The organism is Caballeronia sp. LZ043 (genome assembly GCF_031451075.1).
GTDB lineage: Bacteria > Pseudomonadota > Gammaproteobacteria > Burkholderiales > Burkholderiaceae > Caballeronia.
Genome location: NZ_JARUXT010000003.1, coordinates 1,408,836 through 1,435,109 on the forward strand (window position 1 = coordinate 1,408,836; position 26,274 = coordinate 1,435,109).

22 protein-coding genes are annotated in these 26,274 nt (G+C 64.3%); 8 read left to right on the forward strand and 14 right to left on the reverse strand.

Features of this window, described 5'->3' with window-relative positions; genetic code table 11:
- Positions 1-32: 32 nt before the first annotated feature.
- The 5 genes from QCE64_RS26500 to QCE64_RS26520 form a co-directional block, all read right to left on the reverse strand.
- Complete coding sequence (locus QCE64_RS26500; RefSeq protein WP_310007085.1) at positions 33-2,312, reverse strand: EAL domain-containing protein; 2,280 nt, start codon at positions 2,310-2,312, stop codon at positions 33-35.
- 115 nt (positions 2,313-2,427) lie between these two features.
- A complete protein-coding gene (locus QCE64_RS26505) occupies positions 2,428-4,542 on the reverse strand; it encodes an ATP-binding protein (protein WP_309924921.1) in 2,115 nt (704 codons plus the stop codon).
- Positions 4,543-4,684: 142 nt separating this feature from the next.
- The gene (locus QCE64_RS26510; RefSeq protein ID WP_309933916.1) at positions 4,685-5,323 is read right to left on the reverse strand and encodes a PQQ-binding-like beta-propeller repeat protein; all 639 of its coding nucleotides are present in this window, start codon (positions 5,321-5,323) and stop codon (positions 4,685-4,687) included.
- A gap of 53 nt (positions 5,324-5,376) precedes the next feature.
- Positions 5,377-6,597: a helix-turn-helix domain-containing protein gene (locus QCE64_RS26515; RefSeq protein ID WP_310007086.1), complete on the reverse strand. Its 1,221-nt coding sequence runs from the start codon at positions 6,595-6,597 to the stop codon at positions 5,377-5,379.
- Between the two features lie 72 nt (positions 6,598-6,669).
- On the reverse strand, positions 6,670-8,334 hold the full coding sequence (locus QCE64_RS26520; protein ID WP_309924924.1) for a PQQ-binding-like beta-propeller repeat protein: 1,665 nt from the start codon (positions 8,332-8,334) through the stop codon (positions 6,670-6,672).
- A gap of 506 nt (positions 8,335-8,840) precedes the next feature.
- Between QCE64_RS26520 and QCE64_RS26525 the strand changes: the two genes are divergently transcribed.
- From QCE64_RS26525 to QCE64_RS26545, 5 genes are all read left to right on the forward strand, one after another.
- Positions 8,841-9,410, forward strand: a complete 570-nt coding sequence (locus QCE64_RS26525; protein WP_310007088.1) for an SCO family protein — start codon at positions 8,841-8,843, stop codon at positions 9,408-9,410.
- A 26-nt stretch (positions 9,411-9,436) separates the two neighbouring features.
- Positions 9,437-11,401 carry an RICIN domain-containing protein gene (locus tag QCE64_RS26530; RefSeq protein ID WP_310007090.1) on the forward strand — a complete coding sequence of 655 codons (1,965 nt, stop codon included), beginning with the start codon at positions 9,437-9,439 and terminating at the stop codon, positions 11,399-11,401.
- Between the two features lie 21 nt (positions 11,402-11,422).
- On the forward strand, positions 11,423-11,836 hold the full coding sequence (locus QCE64_RS26535; RefSeq protein WP_309924927.1) for a hypothetical protein: 414 nt from the start codon (positions 11,423-11,425) through the stop codon (positions 11,834-11,836).
- A gap of 260 nt (positions 11,837-12,096) precedes the next feature.
- Positions 12,097-13,071 carry a glycosyltransferase family 2 protein gene (locus QCE64_RS26540; RefSeq protein ID WP_310007092.1) on the forward strand — a complete coding sequence of 325 codons (975 nt, stop codon included), beginning with the start codon at positions 12,097-12,099 and terminating at the stop codon, positions 13,069-13,071.
- Positions 13,072-13,347: 276 nt separating this feature from the next.
- Positions 13,348-14,904 (forward strand): methyl-accepting chemotaxis protein, encoded by a 1,557-nt coding sequence (locus tag QCE64_RS26545; RefSeq protein WP_309933921.1) that lies wholly within the window; start codon positions 13,348-13,350, stop codon positions 14,902-14,904.
- Positions 14,905-14,968: 64 nt separating this feature from the next.
- Here the strand turns inward: QCE64_RS26545 and QCE64_RS26550 are convergent, their stop codons facing one another.
- A complete protein-coding gene (locus QCE64_RS26550; RefSeq protein ID WP_310007094.1) occupies positions 14,969-15,886 on the reverse strand; it encodes a LysR family transcriptional regulator in 918 nt (305 codons plus the stop codon).
- A gap of 105 nt (positions 15,887-15,991) precedes the next feature.
- On the opposite strand from QCE64_RS26550, the gene QCE64_RS26555 reads away from it, so the two are divergent.
- Positions 15,992-17,092, forward strand: a complete 1,101-nt coding sequence (locus QCE64_RS26555) for an NADH:flavin oxidoreductase/NADH oxidase (protein ID WP_310007096.1) — start codon at positions 15,992-15,994, stop codon at positions 17,090-17,092.
- 12 nt (positions 17,093-17,104) lie between these two features.
- Here QCE64_RS26555 and QCE64_RS26560 read toward each other — a convergent pair whose 3' ends face one another.
- The 6 genes from QCE64_RS26560 to QCE64_RS26585 are packed head-to-tail and all read right to left on the reverse strand — an operon-like array spanning position 17,105 to position 22,589.
- A complete protein-coding gene (locus QCE64_RS26560; RefSeq protein ID WP_310007098.1) occupies positions 17,105-17,494 on the reverse strand; it encodes a hypothetical protein in 390 nt (129 codons plus the stop codon).
- A complete protein-coding gene (locus QCE64_RS26565) occupies positions 17,491-18,186 on the reverse strand; it encodes a substrate-binding domain-containing protein (protein WP_310007100.1) in 696 nt (231 codons plus the stop codon). The genes QCE64_RS26560 and QCE64_RS26565 overlap by 4 nt, the downstream gene beginning before the upstream one ends.
- Before the next feature lie 8 nt (positions 18,187-18,194).
- Positions 18,195-18,878 carry a 4-carboxy-4-hydroxy-2-oxoadipate aldolase/oxaloacetate decarboxylase gene (ligK, locus tag QCE64_RS26570; protein WP_309817634.1) on the reverse strand — a complete coding sequence of 228 codons (684 nt, stop codon included), beginning with the start codon at positions 18,876-18,878 and terminating at the stop codon, positions 18,195-18,197.
- Positions 18,879-18,880: 2 nt separating this feature from the next.
- Entirely contained in the window at positions 18,881-19,906 is a 1,026-nt protein-coding gene (locus QCE64_RS26575) for an amidohydrolase family protein (protein ID WP_310007102.1), read from the reverse strand.
- A gap of 18 nt (positions 19,907-19,924) precedes the next feature.
- A complete protein-coding gene (locus QCE64_RS26580; RefSeq protein WP_309924941.1) occupies positions 19,925-21,274 on the reverse strand; it encodes an aromatic acid/H+ symport family MFS transporter in 1,350 nt (449 codons plus the stop codon).
- Between the two features lie 22 nt (positions 21,275-21,296).
- A complete protein-coding gene (locus QCE64_RS26585; protein ID WP_309933931.1) occupies positions 21,297-22,589 on the reverse strand; it encodes a gallate dioxygenase in 1,293 nt (430 codons plus the stop codon).
- A 549-nt stretch (positions 22,590-23,138) separates the two neighbouring features.
- Here QCE64_RS26585 and QCE64_RS26590 point away from each other — a divergent pair.
- Both QCE64_RS26590 and QCE64_RS26595 read left to right on the forward strand, forming a co-directional pair.
- Positions 23,139-23,774: a LysR substrate-binding domain-containing protein gene (locus QCE64_RS26590; RefSeq protein ID WP_310007104.1), complete on the forward strand. Its 636-nt coding sequence runs from the start codon at positions 23,139-23,141 to the stop codon at positions 23,772-23,774.
- Positions 23,775-24,266: 492 nt separating this feature from the next.
- Positions 24,267-24,617, forward strand: coding sequence for a DUF4238 domain-containing protein (locus tag QCE64_RS26595; protein WP_310007106.1), 351 nt, complete (start codon positions 24,267-24,269; stop codon positions 24,615-24,617).
- Positions 24,618-25,049: 432 nt separating this feature from the next.
- On the opposite strand, the gene QCE64_RS26600 is transcribed toward QCE64_RS26595, so the two are convergent.
- Positions 25,050-25,844 (reverse strand): shikimate dehydrogenase, encoded by a 795-nt coding sequence (locus tag QCE64_RS26600; protein ID WP_310007109.1) that lies wholly within the window; start codon positions 25,842-25,844, stop codon positions 25,050-25,052.
- Complete coding sequence (locus QCE64_RS26605) at positions 25,837-26,271, reverse strand: DUF2255 family protein (protein ID WP_310007111.1); 435 nt, start codon at positions 26,269-26,271, stop codon at positions 25,837-25,839. Before QCE64_RS26605 ends, QCE64_RS26600 begins: the two co-directional genes overlap by 8 nt.
- Positions 26,272-26,274: the final 3 nt, after the last annotated feature.

Consider the following 26,274-nt stretch of genomic DNA (forward strand, 5'->3'; position numbering starts at 1 on the left):
CCGTGGGGCCACGCGTTTCCTGTCCGGGCGTTTCAATGCGCCACCGCCGTCCCCACCGACCCCGCCCGCTCCATCAGCACCGCCAGCGGAATCGGCCGGCTGAGCAGGTAGCCCTGCACCTTGTCGCAATGAACGGCGCGCAACGTGTCGAGCTGATCCTGCGTCTCGACGCCCTCCGCCACCACCGTCACGCCGAGCTTGTGCGCGAGGCCGATCACGCCTTCCACCACCGTGCGCACCATCTCGTCGGTGGCGATGTTGTCGACGAAGGACTTGTCGAGCTTCAGTACGTCCGGACGGAAGCGCGCCAGATAGCTCAGGCTCGAATACCCCGTACCGAAATCGTCGATGGCAATGCGCACGCCCATGTCACGCACCTTCGACAGCACCTCCTGCGCATCGTCCACATTGTCGATCAGCGCGGACTCGGTGATCTCCAGCATGATGCGGCTCGAGTCGATGCCCGCGCGTCTGATCGCTTGCCGCAGCACATGCACGAGACGCGGATCGCGGAACTGCTTCGGCGACACGTTGAGCGCCACGGAACACACCGCCGGCAGCGCGCCGGAGAGCCGCGCCGCCGACTGCACGGCTTCGCGGATCACCCAGTGCCCCGCCTCGACGATCAACGCGCTTTCCTCCAGCACCGGCACGAACGCGCCGGGCGGGAGCATGCCGAGCGACGGATGATTCCAGCGCAACAGGGCCTCGACGCCCACGAGCGCGCCTGACTTGACGCGATATTGCGGCTGGTAATGCAGCACGAACTGGTTGTCGCGAATTGCGCCATGCAGTTCGGATTCCAGATGCGCGCGCGCGAGGTCGTCCTTCTCGCGCTCGCCGAACACGCGGAAGGTGTTGCGGCCGGCGCGCTTGGCGGCGTACATCGCCATGTCGGCGCTGATGAACAGTGCTTCAGGCGTGCGCCCGTGTTCCGGATACAGCGCGACGCCGATCGAGCAGGTCATCGTCACGCTCTTGCAGTCGACCTTGATCGGCCGGTGACAAGCCGCAGCCAATTTGCGGCATGCGCGCTCGATACTTTCCTGATCGAACGGACCGGGCAGGATCACCGTGAACTCGTCGCCGCCCGGACGCGCCGCCACCGCGCCGCCCGGCAGCGCCTCCTGGATGCGCCGCGCGATGGTGCGCAATACGGCATCGCCGGCAATATGGCCGGCCGTATCGTTGATCGACTTGAAGCGGTCGACATCCACGAACAGATAGGCGAACGCCGTGCCCGCTTCACAGCGGCCCACGAGCGTTTCCATCATCGCATTGCGGTTCGCGAGGCCCGTGAGGCTGTCCGTATTGGCGAGCCGGTGCAGTTCCTGAAGCCGCTCGCGTTCGTCGGTGGCGTCCACGCACACGCTCACCACACGCGACACCGCGCCATCCCCGGTCACCGGATAGATATCCGCGCGCACCCAGCGGGTCCGCTCATGCGGCAGGCACAACCTGAAATAACTTTGCTTCGCGGAGCCGGTCTGCACCGCGCTGCGCATTTCGACGCGCAGCGCGCCGATATCGTCAGGATGCACGCGCTGCGACCACGCGGTCTGGTCGGCTTCGAGCGCGGACATCGGCATTTCCCACATGCGCTCGAACGCAGAACTCACGTGCAGCAGTTCGCGGAAGTCGTGCGTGGCGGTCCAGAACACAGCATCGACGTGATCTTCCATGTCCTTCTGCACGCGCGCGTTGCCGCGCAGTTCATCGATGAGATTCCTTTCGGCCGTGATGTCGCGCGACTTGCACAGCACGGCCGTCACGCGGCCATGCTCGCCGTACACGGGCGCGAAGGTCGAGGTCCACCATTTCAGCGTGCCGGTCATGGTGCGGCACGCGCCGGAGAACGAGGTCGATTCACCCGCCTTGGCGCGTTCGAAGGCCTGCCGCGCGTCGGGACCTTCCCAGAGCGCGAGCCAGTCTATGTCGATCAGCGCATCCGCGCATTCCGCCTCGATCAGATTGCGGCCCACGTCCGAAATGCACATGATGCGGCCGTCGAGACTCAGCAGCTTGAGGCAATCCTCAGCGATGGCGAGCAGCGCGTGCGCCACCTGACGCGCGACGAAGATTTTCCGGTGCGCGGCCTGCATGCGATGCACGACCAGCGTGAGCGCCAGTACCAGCGCCGCCAGCGCGATATTCCATGGCATCGGCACGAAAAACGTGCCGCAGGCGGCAATCAGTACGCCGAGCGGAGCCAGGCCGAGGCCATCGAAGCGGCGCGCGTATTCGAGGTACGGCAACTTGCTGGCAACGTTCTCGCCAATGGTTCCGAGAAAGTCGGTCGGTTCTCTCTGCACCGCTTTGACCCTGTTCTGCTAATTGTACGATCGTTGTTTATCGGCGCAGCATCTGGGGTCTTTAGTGCCGCGGAACTAAACGATGCCCGCCGCCGCGGCAAGTGTTACGGCATGCTCAGCCATTCAAGGCCGCCGCGATCTCGCGCGCGAGCGTTTCAGCCCGATATGGCTTGTTCAGCAGCGTCACGTTCGGCCTGAGCACGCTGTCGCGCGAAATCATGTCGCGGGTATAGCCCGACGCGTAGATCACCGGCACCGGACGCGTTTGTGAAAACGCCCATTCGGCCAGGTCCGCGCAGCTCACCTTGCCCGGCATCACGACGTCGGTGAGGATCAGGTCCACATGCACGCCGCTTTCGAGCACGCTCATCGCAGCGTCGCCGTTGGCCGCGCGCAGCACGGTATAGCGCATCACCTCCAGGATCGCGACTGTCGAGGACAACACCGAAGCATCGTCGTCCACGACGAGCACCGTCGCGCCGCTGGTCTGCGTCATCAGCGCATCGGCGCGCGGCATCGCGGTTTCGTCGTCATGGCTGCGCGGAAAGAAGATATCCACGGTGGTGCCTACATCCACCGTGCTCGACACCGCGATATGTCCGCCGGACTGCTTGACGAAGCCGAATACCATCGACAATCCCAGTCCCGTGCCATGTCCTTCCGGCTTGGTCGTGAAGAAGGGTTCGAAGGCCCGTTCGAGCACCTCGGGCGGCATGCCGGTTCCGGTGTCCGATGCGGACAGCCTCACGTACTCGCCCGGCCGCAGTTCCTTGCCTTCGCAGGCCGCCGCGTCGAGCACTTCGTTCGAACTCGCGAGCATGAACTTGCCGTCGCCGCGCATGGCGTCGCGGGCGTTGATCGCCAGGTTCAGCAGCGCGTTCTCCAGCTGGTTGCGGTCGACGCAGAAATTCCACGGTTCGTCGACGATCATCGTGCCGATCGTCACGGACGCGCCCACCGCGTGCTGGAGCAATTCGCGCAGTTCGTCGAAGAGCCGGCGCGGATTGATGACCACCGGCGACTGCGGCTGCCGCCGCGCGAAGGACAGCAGTTGCGAGGCGAGCTTCGCGCCGCGCTGCACCGCGTCCATCGCGGCCTGCAGGCGCTCGGGCACGCGCTTGTCGGCGGGCGGCAGATATTGCAGCAGTTGCAGGTTGCCGCTGATCGCCTGCAGCGTGTTGTTGAAGTCGTGCGCGACGCCGCCCGTCATCGCGCCGAGCGCCTCCATCTTCAGGCTCTGGCGCAGTTGCGCCTCGACCGCCGTGCGCGCCGCCACCGCCTCCGCGATCTTGTCCTCGAGGTCATGCGTCAGCTCCCTGAGCTTTTCCTCGGCCACCTTGCGGTCGTGAATGTCGATGATGACGCCGGGAAACCGCATCGGCCGGCCGGTTTCGTCGTATTCGCAGCGGCCCGACGCCATGATCCACGTCCAGCCGGATTCGGCCGTGCGAATGCGGTACTCCGCCCGATACGACGTGTTCTCGCGCACCGTCCGCGCGATCAGCGAGGTGATGCGCTCGACGTCGTCGGGATGGATGATCTCGAACGCCCGTTCGATCGGCAGGCCGGCCGTCACCTGCTCCAGCGAGAACAGGAAGGTGCGCGCGAAGCGCTCGTCGCCCTTGACGCGGTTGTGCTGGATTTCCCAGACGAAGGTGCCGAGCACGGCGCCCGAGTTGAGCGCGAGCTGCAGGCGTTCGTCGGCCGCGCGGAATGCCGCTTCGGCCTCGGCGCGCGTGCGCTCCAGCGTAACCCGCACGGTGGTTTCGACGACCACCGCCAGCACGCCGAGCGGCACGCCCTCGTCGGAGGCGACCGGGCTGTAGTGCAGGTCCAGCCAGACGTGGGCTTCGCGGCCCGCGCGCGGCAGCACGAAATCGATGTCCAGGTAGGACAGCGTTTCGCCGCGCAGCCCGCTTTCGACCACATTGCGATTGAACGCCGCCGCCTCGGGCCAGGCGCGTTCGATCGGCATGCCGAGAATGCCCGGATGGCGGCCGCCGGAAAACTGCGCATAGGCGTCGTTGTAGAGCAGCGTGCCTTGCTCGCCCCACAGCACGGCCATCGGCAGTGCATTGCGCAGCATGATCTGCACGGCGGAACGCAACACTTGTGGCCATGTGTCGATGGGGCCGAGCGGCGTCGTGCTCCAGTCGAAGTCGCGTATGGCGCGCGCGGATTCCCCAATCCATGAATCGAGCTGGCGGGGGTCGACGGTGTTCGAGGTCAAACGGCGGTTCCTTGTGGGTCGGGGCGTGGGGCGCGCGATACAGCGCCCCACAGCATGAGGGTTCGGCCGCTGTTTCCCTGGCGCCGGAGACCCCGTATCCGCCATTTTGCCCCACCCGGCAAGGAACCAGCCCGCCGCCGCCTTACTCGCGCTTCGGCCTGCGTATTGCACGAACCTTGCCCGTCCGGCCGCCGCCGCAGAAAAAGCGCTCCCCGCCGTCCGATTCGAGCCCCGATACCGCCGCGCCCTCGGGCATGTCGAGCCGCTCCAGCACCTCGCCGGATTGCGGGTCGATGCGGCGCAATTCGCTTTCGTCGCCTTCCCAGGTCGCATGCCAGAGTTCCCCGCCGACCCACGTGACGCCGGTGACGAAACGGTTCGATTCGATGGTCCGCAGCACCTTGCCGTCCTGCGGATCGACTTGATGAATCTTGCGCGCCTTGTATTCGCCGACCCACAGCGTGCCTTCGGCCCACGCGAGGCCCGAGTCGCCGCCGTTGCCCGGCGCGGGAATCGTGGACAGCACGCGCCCGGTCTTCGGGTCAATCTTCTGGATGCGGTCTTCGGCAATCTGGAACAGGTGCTTGCCGTCGAATGCGGTGCCGGCGTGCGCCGCGATGTCGAGCGAGCGGCGCGGCTCGCCGCTGGCCGGATCGAACGCGTTGAGCGTCTCGCCGGCGGCGAACCAGACGTTCTCGCCGTCCCAGGTGACGCCGTGCACGCCTTCGACGCCGGCAAACGGCCCGTATTCGCGGATGATTTCCGCCTTCGCGCGTTTCATGTCGATGTCCTCCCGATTGACTTCATGATTAATTGAGCGACGACGGCTTCATCCTAGTCATTCGCCAGCGCCGCGGGGAGTAACAAGACCGTCGTGAATCCGGGCATCGGCGGCATGGTCCAGCGGCGCGCCCGGCCGCGCCCGAAGGATTGCACCTTGCCCGCCGCGCCGAGCGCATCGAGCGCGCGCTGCACGGTGCGCTGGCTCGCGCCCAGCGCAAGCGCCAGCGCGGAGCTCGACCACGCCTCGCCGTCCGCCAGATGCGCGAGCAGCGGCGCGTGCTCGTCCTCGACCGGCAGCGCGAGCACCGCGACCTCCCGCGCATGCAGCGGCTGCAGCGCGAAACCGCGCGACGTGGCCTCGATGAGCGCATGCGGACGCAACAGCCCGCGCAGCCGGCCCAGCTCGACGCGCAAGCGCGCGCGATGCGTTTCGTCGGCTTCACGGAGGCGGAACGCGCGGGCGATCAGCGCATCGCGGGGGACATCGCCGGGCCAGGCATCGGCGAGCATGCGCACGAGCGTGAAGAGCACGGGGCGCGTCGCCAGCGATACCGCGCTGCCCGCTTCGCGCACGCACAGACGGCAGGCATCGACGACGAAGGTCTGCGATGCGAACAGCGCTTCCACTTCGTCGAGCAGCAAGAGCCGCTCGCCGTCGCGTGCGATGAGACGCGCGGCCGGCGTCCGCAACAGCCGCCACGCGCTTTCGACTTCCGCCGCGAGCGCCGGAATGCCCGCCTGCTTCGCGGCTTCCCGTGCGAGCCCGAGCGCGTCGCGTGCGTCCCGCGTGCGCAGTCGGCGCAGTGCAAGTCCCGCTGCAAACAGTTCGTGCGCCGCGCGCAGCGCCGCAGGCAGCGCCGCGGGATCCAGGCTGGCGAGCATCTGCCCGGCGTCATCGAGCTGGCCGAGCAGCAACGCGCGCCGCACGTCGAGATAACGCGCGTGGGCGGCGTTGACGTTGTCGCCGTGTGCTTCGAGGATGGCGCGGGCCTGATGCAGCGTCTTTTCCGGCCAGCCGAGATCGCGCGACGCCAGTGCAATCTCCGCTTCCGCGACGATGCAGCGCGAGCGCGCCAGCGCCTCTTTCGCACCGAAGGCGCGTGCCGCGCGCCTGACGAGCACGCGCGCGCGGGTGAAGTCGCCAAGCTGGGCCATCGCGATGCCGCGCAACGCGAGCGCCCCGGCATCCTCGCGCAACGCGATGCGGTTCAACGCGCCGAGCGGATCACCCGCCGCGAGCGCCCGGGCTGCGGCAGTGATCAACGAATCCATGCGAATGCCGGCACGCGCGTCACTCCCGGAGGGTAGAGGTCAGCGACCAATCTACCACCGTGCCGCGGCCGGCTATCTTCCCAGCAAGCCGAACACGGCCACGCCGCTCTTCGTGCCGACGTACACCTTGCCGTTCGCGATCATCGGCGTGATGAACTTGTTGCCGGGGCCGAACTGGTCCCGGCTGCCGGCGTCGTTGCTGCTGTAGAGCGCGTTGCGGAGATTGGTCGCGTCGAAGGCGCGCAAGACCCCCGTCGCGCCATTTTCCGCTGCCCACAAAATGGCGTTAGCCGTGCCGTTCGCCGAAATGGCCGGCGTCGCGCCCGGGTAACCGAATGTGATGTACGTCTGGCTCGTCGGCGTCCGCGACAGCGAAGCGTTCGACACCGCGAACGCCTTGATGCTGTCGCCGACCGCGCCGAAATAGACCGTGTTGTTGAAGTACGCGGGCGCGCCGAACATCGGGCCGGTGATCTGACCGACCAGCTCCTGATAGATGTGATCCGCGTTCGAATCGAACTTGCCCATCGAATAGCGGTTCACGACATAGATGGTCGCGTTCTTGCCCGCGCCCACCGCGAGATGACGCACGGTGCCGTTCACATCGACGAGATCGGGCAGAACCATCGCGCCGCCCGAGCCGAGGTCTTCATCCTCGTTCGTCAGTTGCACCGTGTTCGACGGCTGGAAATAATCCTGCACGCGCAGCGGCGAGAGATTGAGTCTCAGGAAGCCATTGCCGTAGTTGCCGTTGATCGGCATCTCGTGTTCGTTCTGCGTGGGATCGAAGGTGCCATTTCCATCGAGCAGATAGATCGCTTCTCCGTCCGAGGCCGGTCCCGCGCCGCTCATCCAGATCGCGCCCATCTGGCCGTTCGGCGTGACGTTCAGCACGCTCGCCTGTTGCAGCGTGTTGGCGTCGTAACCCATGACCCAGCCGGTGTACGGCAGGAAGTCGCAATGCGACGTCCACGCGGTGTAGATGACGCCGTTCAGCATCAGCAGGGACGCGCGCTCGACGTACTGGCCCGGATCGAACGTGAGCGTGCCGTTCACGCTGCCCGATCCGTTGCCGGGATAGGTCGCGCGAATGTCTGTCGGGCCGTTGAACAACTCGGCGCCGGTGGCGAGGTCGAGTGCGTGGATGCGCTGGTGATAAGCGCCCGCGCCATCCTTCGACACACCCACGACATAGATCGCGCCATTCGGCCCGCGCGTGCGGTCGATGACCGGCGTCGCCGTCACGCCGATGCGCGGCGTGATCTGGCCGCAATTATGGTCGTCGCTCGGATTCTCGCCGCTGCGCAGCGTCGAGACGCGCCAAAGCACTGTGCCGCTGTCGGCGTCGAAGGCATAGACGCTCGCGTTCTCGGTCGCGACGTACACCACGTTATGCGTGCCGCCCGCGATGTTCACGCCGGCGAGAAAGAGCGGCTGGGCATCGACAGGGCCATCGGCAGCGAAGATCGCGAGCTTGCCGAACGTACCGGAACGGACGTTGGCGGGCGTGAGGACTTTCTCGGCGAGTTGCTGGCCGGTGCGTGCAATGTCGTTGTGCCAGGTGAGGACATCCATGGGATTGGCAGCGGCATTCGTGCTCGCTTTTGAAACGCTGGCCGGCGTCTTCGCTGCCGATGCCGGATCGCTGCCGGAGTCGCCCCCGCTGCACGCGCCGATGATTACCGTGATCAGCACGGCGCCGAGTGCGGCGGTACAAGCGGATAGACGCGCATTCATTTGCAATCTCCTTCAGCGGAAGGCATGGACGGTTCAAACGGCGTGGAGCGACGACGGTGTCTGAGTAAAGCAATCGTAATGCCCCGTATTTTTGTGTCCTGATCGATCCCCGCATTACGTGATGGTGTACGAAAGCTGGCACTTTCGCTTCGCCGAACGTTCGGTTTGAAAGAAGTGAGCACGCGTGACGTGCTCCAGATTCGCAACACAGTGTTCAGTCACCACATACGAATGTGCCCGAGTGCACATAATTCGCCATTCATTTCGCTTACCGAACGGTTATTCCCTTTGCGGATTGCTAACCTTCGATCCAGAGTCTTTTCAGCACGTCTCGCGCTCATCAGGCTGCGTCTTTCGAAAGTCCCTCCACCCCGAGTGCTCTCGACGGGGATCGTGAAGCCGTCGCCAAGGACGGCTTCGGAAAGTCAGCCAAGGTGCGAAATCAAGTGGATTCCGGCGTGCATGCGTGTGCTCCCTCGCGGACCCGACGCTCCCTGCTGTGGGGCATGGCCGCACTCGCTTCGGGCGTCACGCCTTCATTCGCTCACGCACAACACGGCGGGCCGGGGCTCGTCACGCCGCCCGTTCGTCTCGACGATGTCTGGCTCGTCGATCAGACCGGCAAGAACCGCCGTCTGAACGACTGGCTGCGCGGCGGCATCACGGCGCTGCAAACGGTCTACACCGGATGCGGCACGGTCTGTCCGCTGCAAGGCGCGCTCTTCAGCGCGGTCCAGGAACGGCTGCCAGGCATCCGGGCGCCTCGCCGCGTGCAATTGCAATTGCAATTGCTATCGATTGGAATCGATCCGCTCTCCGACTCACCCGCCGCATTACGCGCCTGGCTCGCCCGCTTCGAGGCGGGACCCGCGTGGAATGCGGCGACGCCGGCGCTGGCGGATGTGGACCAGATGCGCGTGACGCTGTCGGGCAGCAAGACACCCCTCGGCAACCTCGCGGACCATTCGACGCAGGTCTATTGCTTCGATGCCGGCGCGACGCTGCGCTGGCGAAGCGCGGACCTTCCTCGCGTCGCTGACGTCTGCGAGGTACTCGGCGCGCTTGCACGTGCATAACGGAGTCATTCACGGGGAGCAAGATCATGCGAGGCATCCGTTCGACGAAGAATGCGACTGACTGGCTCAAGCGCTGCATGCGCGTGCTGCTGGCAATCACGCTGCCGCTGGCTTGTGCATGCATGCCGGCCACGGTCCGCGCGCAGACCTACGGCCCGCTCACCGTGAACGGCACCAACCTGTGCGCCGACGTGAGCGGTGCCTCCGTCACGCAAGGCGCGCCCGTGCTCTCGTGGACCTGCTGGGGCGGCAACAACCAGCAATGGCTCCCTTCGGCCACCGGCACCCGCTATAACCTCATCAACCGGAACAGCAACCTGTGCATGGACGTCTCGGGGCGCAGCCTGAACCCCGGTGGCGTCATCATCCAGTGGCCTTGCAGCGGTGGGCCCAACCAGGCCTTCTCGATGGTGCCGCAAGGCGGCGGCTATGCGATCGTCGTGCAGCAAAGCGGCCTGTGCGTGAGCACGTCCAGCACCACCACGCAGGGTCCGCAGCTGACCCAGCAGATCTGCGACGGCAGCGCCGGGCAGACCTGGAGAGTCGGCGGCCTGCCGACACAAAAGCCGCCGCTGGTCTCGAAGTGGACGGCGCCCATCACGCTGCCCATCGTGCCGGTGCAGGCGGCCAATCTGCCCGACGGCACCGTGCTGGTCTGGTCCGCCGACAGCGCGCTCAACTTCACCACCGGCGAAGTCACGCCGGGCAAGACCTACACGGCGATCTTCAATCCCTCGACCGGCAAGAGCCGGCAGGTGATCGTGACCAACACCGGGCACGACATGTTCTGTCCGGGCATCGCCAACCTGCCGGATGGACGGATCTTTGTGACAGGCGGATCGGACACGCGCAATACGAGCATCTATTCGCCTTCGACGAATTCGTGGTCATCGAGCAATCTGATGAACATCCCGCGCGGCTATCAGGGCAGCGTGACACTGAGCAACGGCAGTGTGTTCCTGGTGGGCGGCTCGTGGAACGGCGGCCTCGGCGGCAAGACCGGCGAAACGTGGACGTCGGGTTCGGGCTGGCAAATCAACGGCGCGATCACCGACGACATCATCCTCACCAACGACGCCGCCGGCATCTTCCGCTCCGACAATCACGCGTGGCTGTTCGCAGTCGGCAATGGACGCGTGTTTCATGCGGGACCGAGCCGCGCAATGCACTGGTTCGATACGGCGGGCAACGGCAACGTCACCGCGGCGGGCAATCGCGGCAACGACAACGACGCGATGAACGGCAACGCGGTCATGTACGACATCGGCAAGATTCTCGCGGTCGGCGGCGCGCCGAGCTACGACCAATCGCAGGCGACGTCGAATGCCACGCTCATCGACATCAGCAGCGGCACGGCGGTGACGCGCGCCATCGCGCCGATGAGCTACCAGCGCGCCTTCAACAACAGCGTGGTGCTGCCGAACGGCCAGGTCGTGGTGGTGGGCGGGCAGACCTTCGCGGCGCCGTTCTCCGATGACAACGCCATCCTCACGCCGGAGATCTGGGACCCGGGTACCAATGCCTTTTCGCCGCTCAATCCGCAGGCCGTGCCGCGCGTGTATCACAGCATTGCGCTGCTCCTGACCGATGGACGCGTGCTGAGCGGCGGGGGCGGACTGTGCGGCACCTGCGCGACGAATCACACCGATGTGGAGATCCTGACGCCGCCGTATCTGCTCAACGCAGACGGCTCCGCCGCGTCGCGTCCGAGCCTCACGTCCGTGCCCACCGACGCGCAACTCGGCACGACGATCGTGGTCAACGCCAGCAAGGGCGTGAGCGCTTTTGCGCTGATGCGCTCGTCGTCGGTCACGCATTCGCTGAACAACGAACAACGGCGCGTGCCGCTGTCGTACAGCGTGGGGACTGCGGGCGAATATCACCTGAACGTTCCCGCCGATCCCGGCATCGTCGTGCCGGGCTACTACATGCTGTTTGCGCTGAACGCGAAGGGCGTGCCGAGCGTCGGGCGCGTGCTGCGCGTGCATTGAATGAGGCAGCTATGCGGTGGCATGGCGAGCGCGCTTGCGCTCGCTTGCCTGGCCCTTGCCGCTCATGCGCAGCAGACGTGCAGACCGGGCGACCTCGGCTGTGCGATCTTCATTGGCGAACACCCGCTGCACGCTCATTTGCGCGACGACACTCGCGCGCTGCCTTCGGCGACGACCCGCTGCGTCAATTGTCACGCCGCGACGCCGGGCGCAGCGGCCTCGGCGGCCTTCGCGCCGCCGCTCACGCATGACGCGCTGCTCGGTGAGACGCGTCGCCGGGGCGGACCGCCGAGCCACTATGACGCCGCGGCGTTCTGCCGTGCGCTTGAAAACGGCGTCGACCCGGCTGGCGTGATCCTGCGCAAGGCGATGCCGCGTTATCAGCCAAGCGACGCCGAATGCGCGGCGCTGTGGAGGTTCGTCACGACTCGTTGAGACTTCATGTGTTCGGCTTCGGCCCAACCTGGATCGAGGCACGAGGAAATCAACGTGTGCTGATCCTTCAACGAGTCAAAGCCTGGCTGCCTCAGCTGATCCGATAAGTCCTTCGAGCCATTTTTTTTTCATTATTTTTCGTCGTCTTTCTTCTACCTTGCTGACATTCGCGAAACATTTCGTATTATGAAGCGCCTGCTGAACAAGAGCGGGACAAGGGCGCGACTTCATCCCGACCACAGAAGACGACAAGGGACGACATGGCCAGCACACCGACCGTTTCCATCTGCCTGCCAAGCTGCGACCGGCCGGAATTGCTCGTCGAATGTCTCGACTCATGCCTTGCGCAGAGCTACCCGCACATCGAGATCCTGATCGGCGACGATTCGCGCGACGAGGCCACGCAGCGGCTGATCGACACCCGCTATGCAGACGACGCCCGCATCCGCTATGTCCGCAACGATCCGCCGCTTGGCCAGGCGCGCAACGTCGCGAGTCTCTTCGAGCGCGCGTCCGGCACGCTGGTCATGCTGATTCACGACGACGATTACCTCGCGCTCACCGCCGTCGAACGGCTGGCGTCGTTGTGGGATCTCTACCCGTATCTCGAAGTGGCATTCGGCGACCAGCATGAAGTCGATGCCGCGGGCGTCATCGACCCGCAGCGCAGCGCCACGCTCAATGCCGCGTTTCATCGCACGCGCACCGCGCGCGGCATGCAGCCGCTTGCCGGACGAACCGGCCTCGTGCAGATGTTCCCCAACAATGGCTGGATGGCGCTTGCGCCGCTGGTCCGGCGCGTCGGCTATCGCGAAGAAGCGGCCGCCTGCTGCGACTTCGTGTTCGGCGTCGAGTTATGTCTCGCGGCATCGCATGTCTATTACCTGCACGAATACGTGTCGTATTACCGCAAGACGGCTGTTTCCATCTCGAACAGCACCCGCCTGTCGCCGCGCGCCGCCGCCCTCGTCGCCTGGTCGTTCGTGGTCGGCCTGCCGCTCGACGCTTCACTCGAACCGGCTCGCGCCATGGCGTTGCGCAGGCTCGCGCCGATCGTCGTCTCGCTGCGTGCGCGACAGGATGCGCCGCGCGCCGCGCTGCGCATCGCGCTTGCTCATCCGGATGCCTATGCTTATGGGCTGAGTCCGCGTCTCTACTACCATCTCGCGCTGATTGCGCGGGCGCTGCTTGCACGCGGCGTGCGCCAGCGTTCGGGGGCGCCGCGCTTTCCGTGAGAACGTCCGGCATTCCGAATGACCGTGCTAAACATCTTGTAAGAAATCCTGCCTGCGCCCTTCAGCTTGCGGGCAAACCCTCATAGAAAAAGAAGTCCTTGTTAACAAGGACCTTTTTCGCTCACCTACCCGCCCCGCGCCTTCGTGTCCTAAAGGGCATCGTTTCACGGTCGATATATAAGCGGCTGATGAACAACATCCGCCGCGCGGCGGGCGAAGCCTCTTCGTCCGCCATCGCGCCCCGCGCCCAACGATGCAGCCCACCTAGAGATACCTATGTTTTCGACCATCAAAGGCCGTCTGGCCTTGGCCATGACCATGCTGAGCGCGCTTCTGATCGCGATCGGCGTGGTCGGACTGATCGGCATGAGCCGCTCCAACACCGTCACCCACGACCTGTTCTCCAATCAGATGCCCAGCGCCGTGTCGGTGGGCAACGCCGAAATGTTCATGGCGCGCGAGCGGCTGAGCTTTGACCGCGCCGCCCTCAACGTCGGCACGCCGGCGGCCGAGGAAGCCATCGGCCGGGGCGCGCTGATGCGCAAGATCTCCGACGACGCCTGGACCAAGTATTCCGGCCTGCCGCAAGCTCAGGGAGAAAAGGAACTCGCGGACAAGTTCAACACGGAGCGCCTCTCGCTGCAAAAGCTGATCGACCAAGGCTATGCCGACATTCGCGCGAAGGACCAGGCGAAGATCATCGACGATGCCAGCGCCATGCAGGCATCCTTCAACCAGTTCGCGAAAGCGGGCGTCGACCTGCGCAAGCTCCAGTTCGAACAGGCCAATCAGGCGTACGACGCCGGCCAGTCGACCTTCGACCTGTTCCGCACCGTCAACATCATCGCCATTCTCGTGGGCGTGGCCGCCGCGTTCTATACGTGGATCTCGCTGCGCAGCCGCATCTCCCGCCCGCTCGACGCCGCGCTCGCACAGTTCGACGCCATCGCATCGGGCGACCTGCGCCGCAGCGTCAGCATCACGTCGAACGACGAAATGGGCCAGTTGCTGCGCGGCCTCGCGGCCATGCAGTCGAGCCTCATCGACACCGTGCGCACGGTACGCGGCGGCAGCGAGTCGATTGCATCGGCGACCAAGCAGATCGCGGCAGGCAACATCGATCTGTCTTCGCGCACGGAACAGCAGGCTTCGGCGCTTCAGGAAACCGCATCGAGCATGGATGAGCTGACCGGCACCGTGAAGCAGAACGCCGACAACGCGCGTCAGGCCAGCGTGCTCGCGGCCAATGCTTCGGACATCGCCGGCAAGGGCAGCCAGGTGGTCTCGCAAGTCGTGACCACGATGGGCGAGATCAATCAAAGCTCGTCGAAGATCGCGGACATCATCACGATCATCGAAGGCATCGCGTTCCAGACCAACATCCTTGCATTGAACGCGGCAGTGGAAGCGGCACGCGCCGGTGAGGAAGGACGCGGCTTCGCCGTGGTGGCGGGTGAAGTGCGATCGCTCGCGCAACGCTCGTCGGCGGCGGCGAAGGAAATCAAGGAACTGATCGACAACTCGGTGGAACGCGTGCAGTCGGGCACGGCGCTCGTCGATGAAGCCGGCCGCACGATGACCGAAATCAGCACGGCCGTGCAGCGCGTGACGGACATCATGGGCGAGATCGCGGCGGCCTCCGAGGAACAAAGCAGCGGTATCGATCAGGTGGCGCGCGCCGTCACGCAGATGGACGAAGTGACGCAGCAGAACGCGGCGCTCGTCGAGGAAGCGGCGGCAGCGGCGCAGTCGCTCGAAGACCAGGCCGGCGCGCTGCGCACGGCGGTGGAAACCTTCCGCCTGCAGGACGAAGGCATGCGCGCAAGCGCCTGAGCCTTTAACTGCAAGCGGTGACCCGCGGCTCGCGTTCCGAAGGAAACGCGGGCCGCGTCTGCTTTCAGACCTTGACTACGCGCTTGCGCTTCGCTTCGCACTTGATGACCGGCACGGAGACGCGCTCCCGCAAGTACTCCACCGTGCGCGCGCAACGTGCGGGCAGCGGCCATTCGGCGCGATGAATGAGCCATAGCGTATCGATGACCGGCGCGCCGCACTCCATGACGCCGATCTCCTCCTCCCGGCCAAACGCAATGCGCGCGTAACGCGGAATCACAGTGAAGCCGAGCCCGCGCGCGACGAATTCGAGGATCAGGCTGATCTGATTGCTGAAGCCCTGCCGCCGCAGACTGCCGACGCCCGGATTGCCCGGAAAGCGCCGGCTCAGCAGACGGCTGGCGGTGGCGTGCGCTTCGGGATAGTCGATGAAACCGAGCCGTTCCAGATCGCTCCATTCGTGCACGTCTTCATGCGCGGGCACGACGAGTTCCAGCGGCTCCTCGATGAAACGGCTTGCGGCAAGACGTGGATCGTCCGGCTTCAGCGCGACGATGCCGAGGTCGTAGCGGCTTTCCAGCACGGCGTCGAGCACTTCCGAATCCGGCGCGAAGCGATGCCGCATTTTCCATTCGGGCCGTTGCTGTTGCAGGTCGAGCAGCAACGGAAACAGCACCAGCCCGATGCTGCCCGGCGTAATCAGTCCAACTTCACCCGCTTCGTCTTCCTGGTCGGACAGGCGCGATGTGAGCCGCCGGTCGGCCAGTTCCATCTCGCCGCAATAGTCGAGCAGCGCGCGGCCCGCCGGCGTCAGCTCGATGCCACGCGGCCGGCGCACCACCAGCAAGCCGAGCTGATCTTCGAGATGACGCAGATGCTGGCTGACGGCGGCCTGGGTCAGATCCAGCCGTTCAGCCGCGCGCGTGAAGTTGCCGAGTTCGACGAGCGCAAGGAAAGTACGAAGCCACTGTGGATTGAGCATTACAAAATCTTATTGAAGCGATAATCGTCGGATAGTTTTAATTATAACGAGGTAAGGGTAATCTCGGATGCCTCAACTCACTCGACCGCTTTCAGGGAACTCCGGATGTCAGCACTTTTCACTCCCTTCACATTGAAGGACGTCACGTTGCGCAACCGCATCGCCATCCCGCCGATGTGCCAGTACAGCGCCATCGACGGCTTCGTCAACGACTGGCACCTCGGGCATTACACGAGTCTTGCACGCGGCGGCGCGGGCCTCGTGATCGTCGAGGCGACCGCCGTGTCGCCGGAAGGACGCATCACGCCGGGCTGCACGGGCCTCTGGGACGATGCGCAGATCGAAGGCATGAAGCAGATTGCGTCGGCCATCAAGGCGGCGGGCGCGGTGCCCGGCATCCAGATCGCGCATGCGGGACGCAAGGCAAGCGCGAACCGTCCGTGGGAAGGCGACGACCACATCGAAGCCGGAGATTCGCGTGGCTGGGACACGATCGCGCCGTCGGCGGTGGCGTTCGGCGGCGGTCTGCCGAAGGTGCCCGCCGCGATGACGCTGGACGACATCGCGCGCGTGAAGGCGGACTTCGCCGCCACGGCGCGCCGCGCCCGTGAGGCCGGCTTCGAATGGCTCGAACTGCACTTTGCGCACGGTTATCTCGCGCAGAGCTTCTTCTCCGTCGATGCCAATCTGCGCGACGATCAATACGGCGGCGACTTGGCCGGCCGCAGCCGCTTCATCGTCGAGACCTTCGACGCCGTGCGCGATGTCTGGCCAGAGAACCTGCCGCTGACGGCGCGCTTCGGCGTGATCGAATACGACGGCCGCGACGAAGTCACGCTCGTGGAATCGATCGAACTGACGAAGACGCTGCGCGGCAAGGGACTCGACCTGATGAGCGTGAGCGTGGGCTTCTCGACGCCGGATGTGAGCATTCCGTGGGGTCCGGCATTCCTCGGGCCGGTGGCGCAACGCGTGCGACAAGAAGCCGAGGTCCCGGTGGCGTCCGCATGGGGTTTCGATTCGCCGCCGAACGCGGAACACGCGGTGGCATCCGGCCAGCTCGATCTCGTGATGATCGGCCGCGCGCATCTCTCGAATCCGCACTGGCCGTATCACGCGGCGAAGCAGTTGAAGGTCGAGAAGCCGTCGTGGGCGCTGCCTGCGCCGTACGCGCACTGGCTCGAACGCTACGCCGTCGCCGAGTGACCAACGCTTCGGCTAGCGTGCCTTGCGGATCGCAGCGCGGGCCGCTTGCGCCGCGAGGTCTGCATACAGCTCGGCCCACTTGCCAAGCAGCGATCCGTCGTTGGTGAGAAACAGCGGCGCGGTGAGCCAGGCGTTCACCGTGCCGTCGCGCGAACTGTCTTCGAACACGCGCAGATCGCGATCCTCGCTGACGCCCGCCCGGGCCAGTTCGGCGAACGACAATGCCTCTTCCACGCGCGATTCATGCAGCGGTACGTCGCGCAGCATCGACAACGCGGTGCGCGCCCGGCGCGTCGCGCTCTCGCGGTTCTCGGCAAGGATGAAGATCACCAGCGCGGCAGGCGTCGCCATCCGCAGGCGATAAAGCTGCGCACGACAGCGTTCGCTCAGTTGCGTGCTCATCGGACCGGCTCCATGCCGTGACGCGCCTTGACGGCGTCCGCTTCGGGAGAAGCGGCGTAGGCGAGAAACTCGCGTGCGAGTCCGGGCGCGCTCGCCGTGGCCGCGATTGCACCCGTGAAGACCGTAAGCGTCTGGATGGAGGCCGGCAGCATGCCGAGCACATCGATGCCCGCGATCCCGATCATCTCGCTCATCTGCTGGAATCCCAGTTCCACGTCGCCACGCGCGATCAGCGTGCCGACCGCGACACCCGGCTGCGCCTGCACGCAGCGCGCCGCGATACGCTCGGCAATGCCCCAGCGCTCGAACAACTGCGTCAGATAGACGCCGCTCGGACCGGTCGAATAACCGATACTGCGCGCCGCCAGCACCGCTTCGCGCACGTCGGCTTCATCGTGCATGCGCGGATGCGGCGCCCCGGCCTTCACGGCGACCGCCACGCCCGAGAGCGCGATCGGCACGCGGCTTTGCGGATCGACGTGACCCGCCGCAGCGAGCTGGTCGATCACGTTCGACGCCAGCACGACGATATCCATTGCCTCGCCTTCCTCGACGCGCTTGCGCGCCGCCACGCCGCCCACGGACCCGATGACGACGCGCCGGCCCGAGTGCGCCGTGAAGGACGCGGCAAGCTCGTCGAGCAGACGGCGCGTGGCCATCGACGAAAGGCCGTTCAATGCAACATCGGTCATTGCTCGAATCAGTCGATATAGCGCAGACCCGCCCGTTCGAGCGGCTCGCGCATGCTGTACATGTCTAGCCCGAGTATGCCACTCGCGAGTTTCTCGCGCTTTCCGGCTTCGAGCGCCTCGCGCGCGGACGCCTTGTCGAGCACCTGACGCGCGGACGCGGCCGGCACCACGACGACGCCGTCGTCATCCGCGACGATCACGTCGCCCGGCGTCACCAGCGCGCCCGCGCAGACCACCGGCACGTTCACCGAGCCGAGCGTCGCCTTCACGGTGCCCTTGGCCGAAATGGCCTTGCTCCAGACCGGGAAGTTCATCTCGGTCAGCACGCGCACGTCGCGCACCCCGCCGTCGATGATGAGCCCCGTCGCGCCGCGCGCCTTGAAGCTGGTCGCGAGCAGGTCGCCGAAGAAGCCGTCCGTGCAGTCCGCCGTACAGGCCGCGACCACGATGTCGCCGGGCCGGATCTGTTCGGCCGCGACGTGCAGCATCCAGTTGTCGCCCGGTTGCAGCAACACCGTTACCGCCGTGCCGCTGGCCTGAGCGCCGACGAAAACCGGCCGCATATACGGCTTCATCAAGCCGACGCGCCCCATGGCTTCATGCACGGTGGCCGAGCCGAGCGCACAGAGCTTCGCGGCGGCTTCCGCATCCGCGCGTTCGATGTTGCGATACACCACTCCCAGTTCAAACATGATCAACGTCCCTTTGCCTTGAGCGCCGCATCCAGACGCGGATATACGCGGCGCGCGTTGCCTTCGTAAATCTTGTAGCGCGCTTCGGGCTCGATCTGCGCGGCCTCGACATAGCGCTTCGTATCGTCGAAATAATGCCCGGTTTCCGGATCGATGCCACGCACCGCGCCGATCATCTCGCTCGCGAACAGGATGTTGTCGACGGGAATCACGCGCGTCAGCAAGTCGATGCCCGGCTGGTGATACACGCAGGTGTCGAAGAACACGTTGTTGAGCAAATGATCCTTCAACAAGGGCTTTTTCAGTTCTTGCGCGAGACCGCGGAAGCGGCCCCAGTGATACGGCACCGCGCCGCCGCCATGCGGAATCACGAACTTGAGGGTCGGGAAATCGCGGAACAGGTCGGACGTCAGGCACTGCATGAACGCCGTGGTGTCCGCGTTCAGGTAATGCGCGCCGGTGGTGTGGAAGCACGCGTTGCAGCTCGTGCTGACGTGGATCATCGCGGGGATGTCGTACTCGACCATCTTCTCGTACAGCGGATACCAGCTGCGGTCCGAGAGCGGCGGGCTGGTCCAGTGTCCGCCCGACGGATCCGGATTCAGGTTCACCGCCACGTTGCCGTATTGCTCGACGCACTTCACCAGTTCGGGAATGCATGTCGCGACATCCACGCCCGGGCTTTGCGGCAGCATCGCGGCCGGCACGAAAGAGTCGGGAAACAACTGGCTCACGCGATGGCACAGCTCGTTGCAGATCGCGGCCCACGTGCTCGACACCTCAAGGTTGCCGATGTGATGCGCCATGAAGCTCGCGCGCGGGCTGAACACGGTGAGGTCGAGGCCGCGCTCGCGCATCAGGCGCAGTTGGTTGCTTTCGATCGACTCGCGCAGTTCGTCGTCGCTGATGCGCAGTTCCGAGACGGCGGGTTTTTCCGCCGGGCTCCTGATGCCGGCGATCTGCCGGTTGCGCCATGCTTCGAGCGCCTTGGGCGCGGTGGTGTAGTGACCGTGTATGTCGATGATCATCCGTGATTGCTCCTGGAACTAGTGTGCTGCGGTGGTCTGCGCATGCGCTTCGTCGACGTGCGTGCGTTGCGCGACCAGAATCGAAATGGCGGCGAGCGTCGCGGGCACGGCGAGCATCGCGAGGATCGCGCCGAATTCCCAGCCGAGGCCCAGCAGTGCGCCGCCGAAGGCGGAACCGAAGATGCTGCCGAAGCGGCCCATGCCGAGCATCCAGCTCACGCCGGTGGCGCGCGCGACGGTCGGATAGCGGCTCGGCGCGAAGGCGTTGAGGCCGGTCTGCGCACCGCTCATGCAGAAGCCCGCCGCGAACACCAGCACCGCGAGCGACGACGACAGCGCGCCGATCCACGCCAGGCCCAGCACGCAGATCGCTCCGCCGAGGTAGGCGGCGCTGATGACCGGCGCGGGCCGCGCCCGGTCCATGATCCAGCCGACCAGGATCGCGCCGATCGTGCCGCCGATCTGGAACATCGCGGTGACGTTGGCGGCCGCCGAGACCGTGAGGCCCGCGTCCTTCATCAGCGTCGGCAGCCAGCCCGTCAGCAGGTAGATCACCAGCAGGCCCATGAAGTACGTGACCCACAGCGCGGCGGTCAGCAAACCATAGCCGTGCGAGAACAGCACGCCGATCGGCTTCTTGGTGGGCAGCGGCGGCTCTTGCGACACGAAGGTTTCGCTGCCGTCGAAGCGCTCGCCGCACACGCGGCCCAGCACCTTGCCGATGCGTTGCGCGGTCGCGCCGCGCACGGCGAGCAGACGCGCCGACTCGGGCAGCAGCCACATTTGCAGCGGGATCAACACGAGCGGCAACGCGCCGCCGAAGATCAGCACCGAACGCCAGCCATGCACCGGGATCAGCGCGCCCGCGACGAAGCCGATCAGCGCCGAGCCGAGATTGAAGCCCGTGAACATGATCGTGATGAGCAGCGCGCGCTTGCGTTGCGGCGCGTATTCGGAGAGCAGCGTGGTGGTATTCGGCATGGCGGCGCCGAGGCCGATGCCGGTCAGCAGGCGCAGCAACGCCATGCTGGCGGGCGAGTTCGTGAACGCGGTCGCGATGGTGAACACGCCGAACAGGAACACCGAGGTGATGAGCACCCACTTCCGGCCGATGCGGTCCGAAGCCGGTCCCGCCGCCAGCGCGCCGATCACGAGGCCCAACGGCGCCGCGCTCATGACGAGCCCGAACGCGGGCCGCGAGATGTGCCAGTCCGCGATGATCGAGGGCGCGACGAAGCCCATGATGGCCACGTCCATGCCGTCCGCCGCGACGACCAGAAAGCACAGCGCCACCAGCAGCCACTGGTAGGCGGAGATCGGGCGCTCGTCGATGAAGCGCTTGATGTCGATGGTTTTACCGTTTGTCATGTCTGTCTCCTCCACGTGTCGTTCAGTTCTTGGTCTGGTCCCAGTCGAGCTTGTCGGCGCTCTTGCCCGCGACCGAATACAGCGCACCGGGCGCATTGCGGGTCTTCTGGAATTCCTCGAGAGTTTCGCCGCGCATGGCGGCATAGATATGCAGGTTCGAGATGCCCGTTACCGCGCCGAGCTTTTCCAGCATGAAGAAGATGACGCCGTAGTGCAGCAGGCCGCGCCAGTCGCGGCGGCGGATCAGGTCACGTTCCTCTTCGGAAAGGCCGGCTGCTGCGAAGCTCGCTTCTTCATCGGCCTTGAAGGCTTCACGATGCGCGGGCTCCACCATGCGATGGAGGTAATCGTTGATGCGATAAGCGCGCACGGCGGTTTCGATGGAGAACGGATAGGTGCCTTCGAGCTTCTCGACATCGGTGAGCTCGACCGCCATCTTCTGGCGATGACGCTCGATGATCGCGGGCTTGGTCTCGCTACCCTCGCCTTCGTAGATCGCCGTGGCGATGCCGGCCATCGACGGCAGGTAGTAGCTGCGATGCTTGCACACCACATTCGAAGACAACGCGCCGCGCATCGTGAGCCACATGATGACTTCGGCGCCTTCGTAGCCGCCGAGCGTCGCGTACTCAGCGAGCGTCATGTTCGCCAGTTGTTCGGGATCGCGCTCGAACAGGTCGAGGAAGCGCGCGTCCCACTCCGTGTTGTTGAAGCCCGCGCGTTCGCCGTGAACCTGATGCGAGAGGCCGCCGGTCGCGAGAATCGCCACCTTGAGGTCTTCCGGATAGCTCTCGATGGCGCGACGCAGCGCCTGCCCGAGCTTGTAGAAGCGGCGCGCGCTCGGCACCGGCAATTGCAGCACGCCCATTTGCAGCGGCACGAGCTTGACCGGCCACTCGGGCTTGTGCGGACACAGCATCGAGAGGGGCGAGAAGCAGCCGTGATCGAGCGGCTTGTTCTGGAAGAACGACATGTCGAACTCGTCGCTCATCAGCGACGTGCCGATGTGCGCGGCCAGTTCCGGATGACCCTTGATCGGCGGCAGGTCGCGCGCGCCGCCGCCTTCGTCCGCGACGCTCCATTCGGGACCGACGCCCAGCGTGAACGCCGAGTAGTGATCGAAGAAGAACGACGTGACGTGGTCGTTGTAGATCGAGATGATGACGTCAGGCTTTTTCTCGGCGAGCCAGTCGGCGAGCGGCGCGAAGTTTTCGAAGATCGGCGCCCAGACGGGATCGTCGCGCTTGTTCTTGTCGAACGCGAAACCGATAGTCGGCGTGTGCGAGGCGGCAATGCCTCCAATGATCCGTGCCATGTGCGCTACTCCTTCGAAATGCGTCGCCGGGCGGGCTTGCTTCAGGGAAAACTGAATTCGAAGGGTAGCGGAGATTGCGTCTTTTCTGGGACTACGCGTTAACCAGAAGATAGCTTTTATGGAAGCTTGCTGATGCGCCCGGAACGGCGCTGCGGCGGGCCTTTGCGGCAGTTTTTCACGAGCCGCTTTCCGCGTATCGCGATAAACAAAACAGATGGCGGGTGAAGCAGGACGCAAGGACGGGCGTGGAATTGGTTGTTTGTAGACGAAACCTGAACTGGTGCAAAGAAACCTGTCTTGGCGGAATTTCGCAAATAAACCTGTACTGGATCCATCTCTTTGCCATCTCTTTGCAAACAAAGCTGTTTTCAGCGCCCTAACTCTCTGTTTTTACGGATAGTTTTCCCCTGCTCTCGCACGTCCATGTTTGCAACACCCGCTCGGCGCCAAATATTTGTATCTGCGTCCAAGCGCACCCGGCCTTGCTTCCGGTCGGCTCGCAGCGCATTCTGATGCTGCCGACGTGGCTTCTTCCGAGACCATGGCAGCGTGCAGGCTTTCACGGTCACGGTTCCCGCCGCCTTCGCCGACAAGTGCCTGTTGCGACGCGTGGACTGCTTTCAGCAACGGCATCCGTATTACGACCTGCGCATCGATACAAGCAATCGACTCGTCGACTTTACATCTGACCGGGTCGATGTCGGCATTCGCTACGGCGCCGGCACATGGTCCGGACTTACCTCCACGTTCCTGTTGAGAGACAAGTTTTTTCCGGTGTGCAGTCCCGCTCTGTTACGCGGCAAACAGAAATTGAAGACGCCAGCCGACTTACAGCACCATCTCCTGATTCAGGATGCGTCGATGCGGTCGTCGGGCGTGTTTCCAACATGGCGCTCATGGCTCCAGAAAGCCGGTTGCCGGAATGTTGTCGATTGCAATCGCGGCATCCGGATAAACGACTCTGCAGCCGCCTACCAGACGGCCATTTCGGGCAACGGCGTTGCGCCGGGACGGACGACCCTCGTCGAGCATGACCTGAAAGAGGGGAAGCTCGTGAAGCCGTTCGATGTCGCGCAGAGCTGCGAGCTTGCGTACTACCTGGTGCACAAAAAACGCAGTGAAAGCGCTCCGCCGATCGTTACTTTCAAGGAATGGTTGATAGCTGAGGCGGGAAGCCGCGCATAGCGATCGCATTCGCCGTCGATATGAAATTCAGGTGAGCCCTTCTCCGGGGTTCTTAGGGACGTTTTAGCTCGCGAGATGGTGCGTTATCGTTCGGCGACTTGAGACTGGTTCGACTTCGCGTATAGCGTTCTCCTTCCTACTCTATCCCGCACATTGATTCCACGCTCCTGACCTTATTCCGCCAGACCTCGGAGCATTACGCGCATGACCGCTCAGGATCACAATTTCATCCCGCAATGCTAATGAAAGGCATTCGCCCGCAATTCGAGCAAGAATTCGAAGCTGCTCGCCATAGACCTCGAATCAAAGACCGCATTCGTAACCTGAAAACGTTGCAGTACAGCGCGATGTCAAGCGCGTAGATCGCGACGGCCTGCCGATAGACGCGCTTGAACAGGACTACGCAAAGCTAGAGGGGCGCGTTGCGATTTTCCGTTTGAAATCATAAAAGCCCACGTCGACGACGGTCAATACTCGGTCGAACTCGCGACGATGCATCACATCGAACAGGAACTGCCGATGTATCGCGAGATTTTCCCGTACCTGCGGGATCGCCAATGGAGATTGTGGATCGCACCGGAGAACGGCGGCGGCTTCGTGACATCTGATCGTCCCGTGAGCATCGTCTGGCAGGAACGTCCTACTGTCGGCAGCATGCTGGGGTTCGCATCTCCGAAATCGTCCCTGGCCTTTCCGCTTTCAAGGACCATGGCCATTGCCGGGCATTTCGACGCTCAGGATGGCACTTATGTCGCATCGCACGAACAGGTGGCAACTATCAATACAATTGTCATCTGCTTTGCAGATCGCCAGGTATATTCGGATGATGAGCAATTCAGATAGATGCTGGACAGACAAATCAAGACGAACAGCGAGGCCGACCTCCGCAATGACCTGCTTGCCATCCGTAAGGGTGATGCCCGATAGTCAGCGCTATATGATTGCTTCATCGAAGCAACACGTCATAAGCGGCTTGGTTGGATCGCGCGTCTGTGCCGATGCACCGAAAAGATCGTTGCCAAATCTCAGGCCTTGTTGAGGATTGTTCGACGCCTGCCTCTGCCTGACGCAACATCAACTTCGTGAACCTGTGACCGGCAGCACGAGACCCGCTTCGGCCAGTTGCCGGCGAGCAATGAACGTCAGAAACTATCCCGCGACCGGACACTCAGACAGGGCACGATGTCGGAGCGGGTTCGCTAAATGCTCTTCGCAGTAACTGGCAACGCCGAAGCGCGCTTTTCCCGGTGGGCGATCAAACCACCGGCGTCGGATTTATTCACCCAACAGAAATACAAGCATCATTTCCTGCACGGCTTCGACCATCTGAACGCCGTTCGCCGTCTTGCAACCCGCCGCTCGCGCCGCCGCCAGAAGCGGCGTGACTCCATGCCCGGCAATCACGTCGCCAACGAACATTGACGCATCGAGTAGATCGCGCCGCAGGGGAAGCGGATCATCTCCGTGCAGCCCCATGGGGGTTGCGTTGAACACGAGGGTGCATCCTGTCGGATTGGCTGGACCAACGCGCACGCGGCGCCGGTCGGGCTCTCCAAGTTTTCCGGCGAGCCAGGCCGAACGAGCTTCGTCAGCGTCGTGAATGATGAGTTCACTGATGCCTGCCTCCAGCAAAGCGATGGCGATCGCGCTCCCAGCCGCTCCAGCGCCGATCAGCAATGCCCGGCCGTCACTCACGTGTGCACCGTGATCGGTCTGGGCCTTTACGAACGCGAGCCCGTCGAGCATGTCGCCGTGCCACGTTCCGTCCGCGTTCCGTCGCATGACGCTGACCGCACCCAGCAACCGTGCAGTATCGGAAACGCTGGCGCAATAAGCAAACGCCGACTGCTTATGTGGCATCGTGACAAGCAGTCCGTCGACGTTTGCGGTCAACGTCAATGCACGCATGACCACGTCTAGGTCGTCGTTGGCAACCTGCATGGGCAGGCAAAGCGCATTGTGGCCTCGCGCGACGAAGCCACGAGTCAGCTTCTGCGGCGATTTAACGAAGCTGATCGGATCGCCGATGATCGGAAACAGCCGTGTAGCGCCGTTCAATTTCTCAGTCATCTGGCTTACCTTGTGTCATACCGGTTGTCACGTTCGCTGCGTTCTCCGCGGTCGCGCCGCACGGAGAGATCTTGACCGTTGCATAAGGCGCCTGCCGGCTTGTCCTGGAGTTGAGATACCAGCTGTTGCGGTATTTGATCCCGTATGCGTCGTCGACCCTGTCATTGAGCGCATTCGCTGCTGACTCGAAGCTCACGTCTCGCGTCATGCCGGCAACGCGAATTCTTCCGCCCCGCTGCGGCAGGGCGGCCTGATACCAACGGGATACCAGGCCGTTGTAGGCGCCCACGTAGAGATCGCCGTCGACGACGACCGACCAGATCCATGTCGGCGTGCCATGCGTGACACTATCGTCGCGCAATGGCGACACGTGAAGATCGTCGCTCGCCGCGATCGCCGCAAGCTCATCCGTGGACCATGATGTCATTCG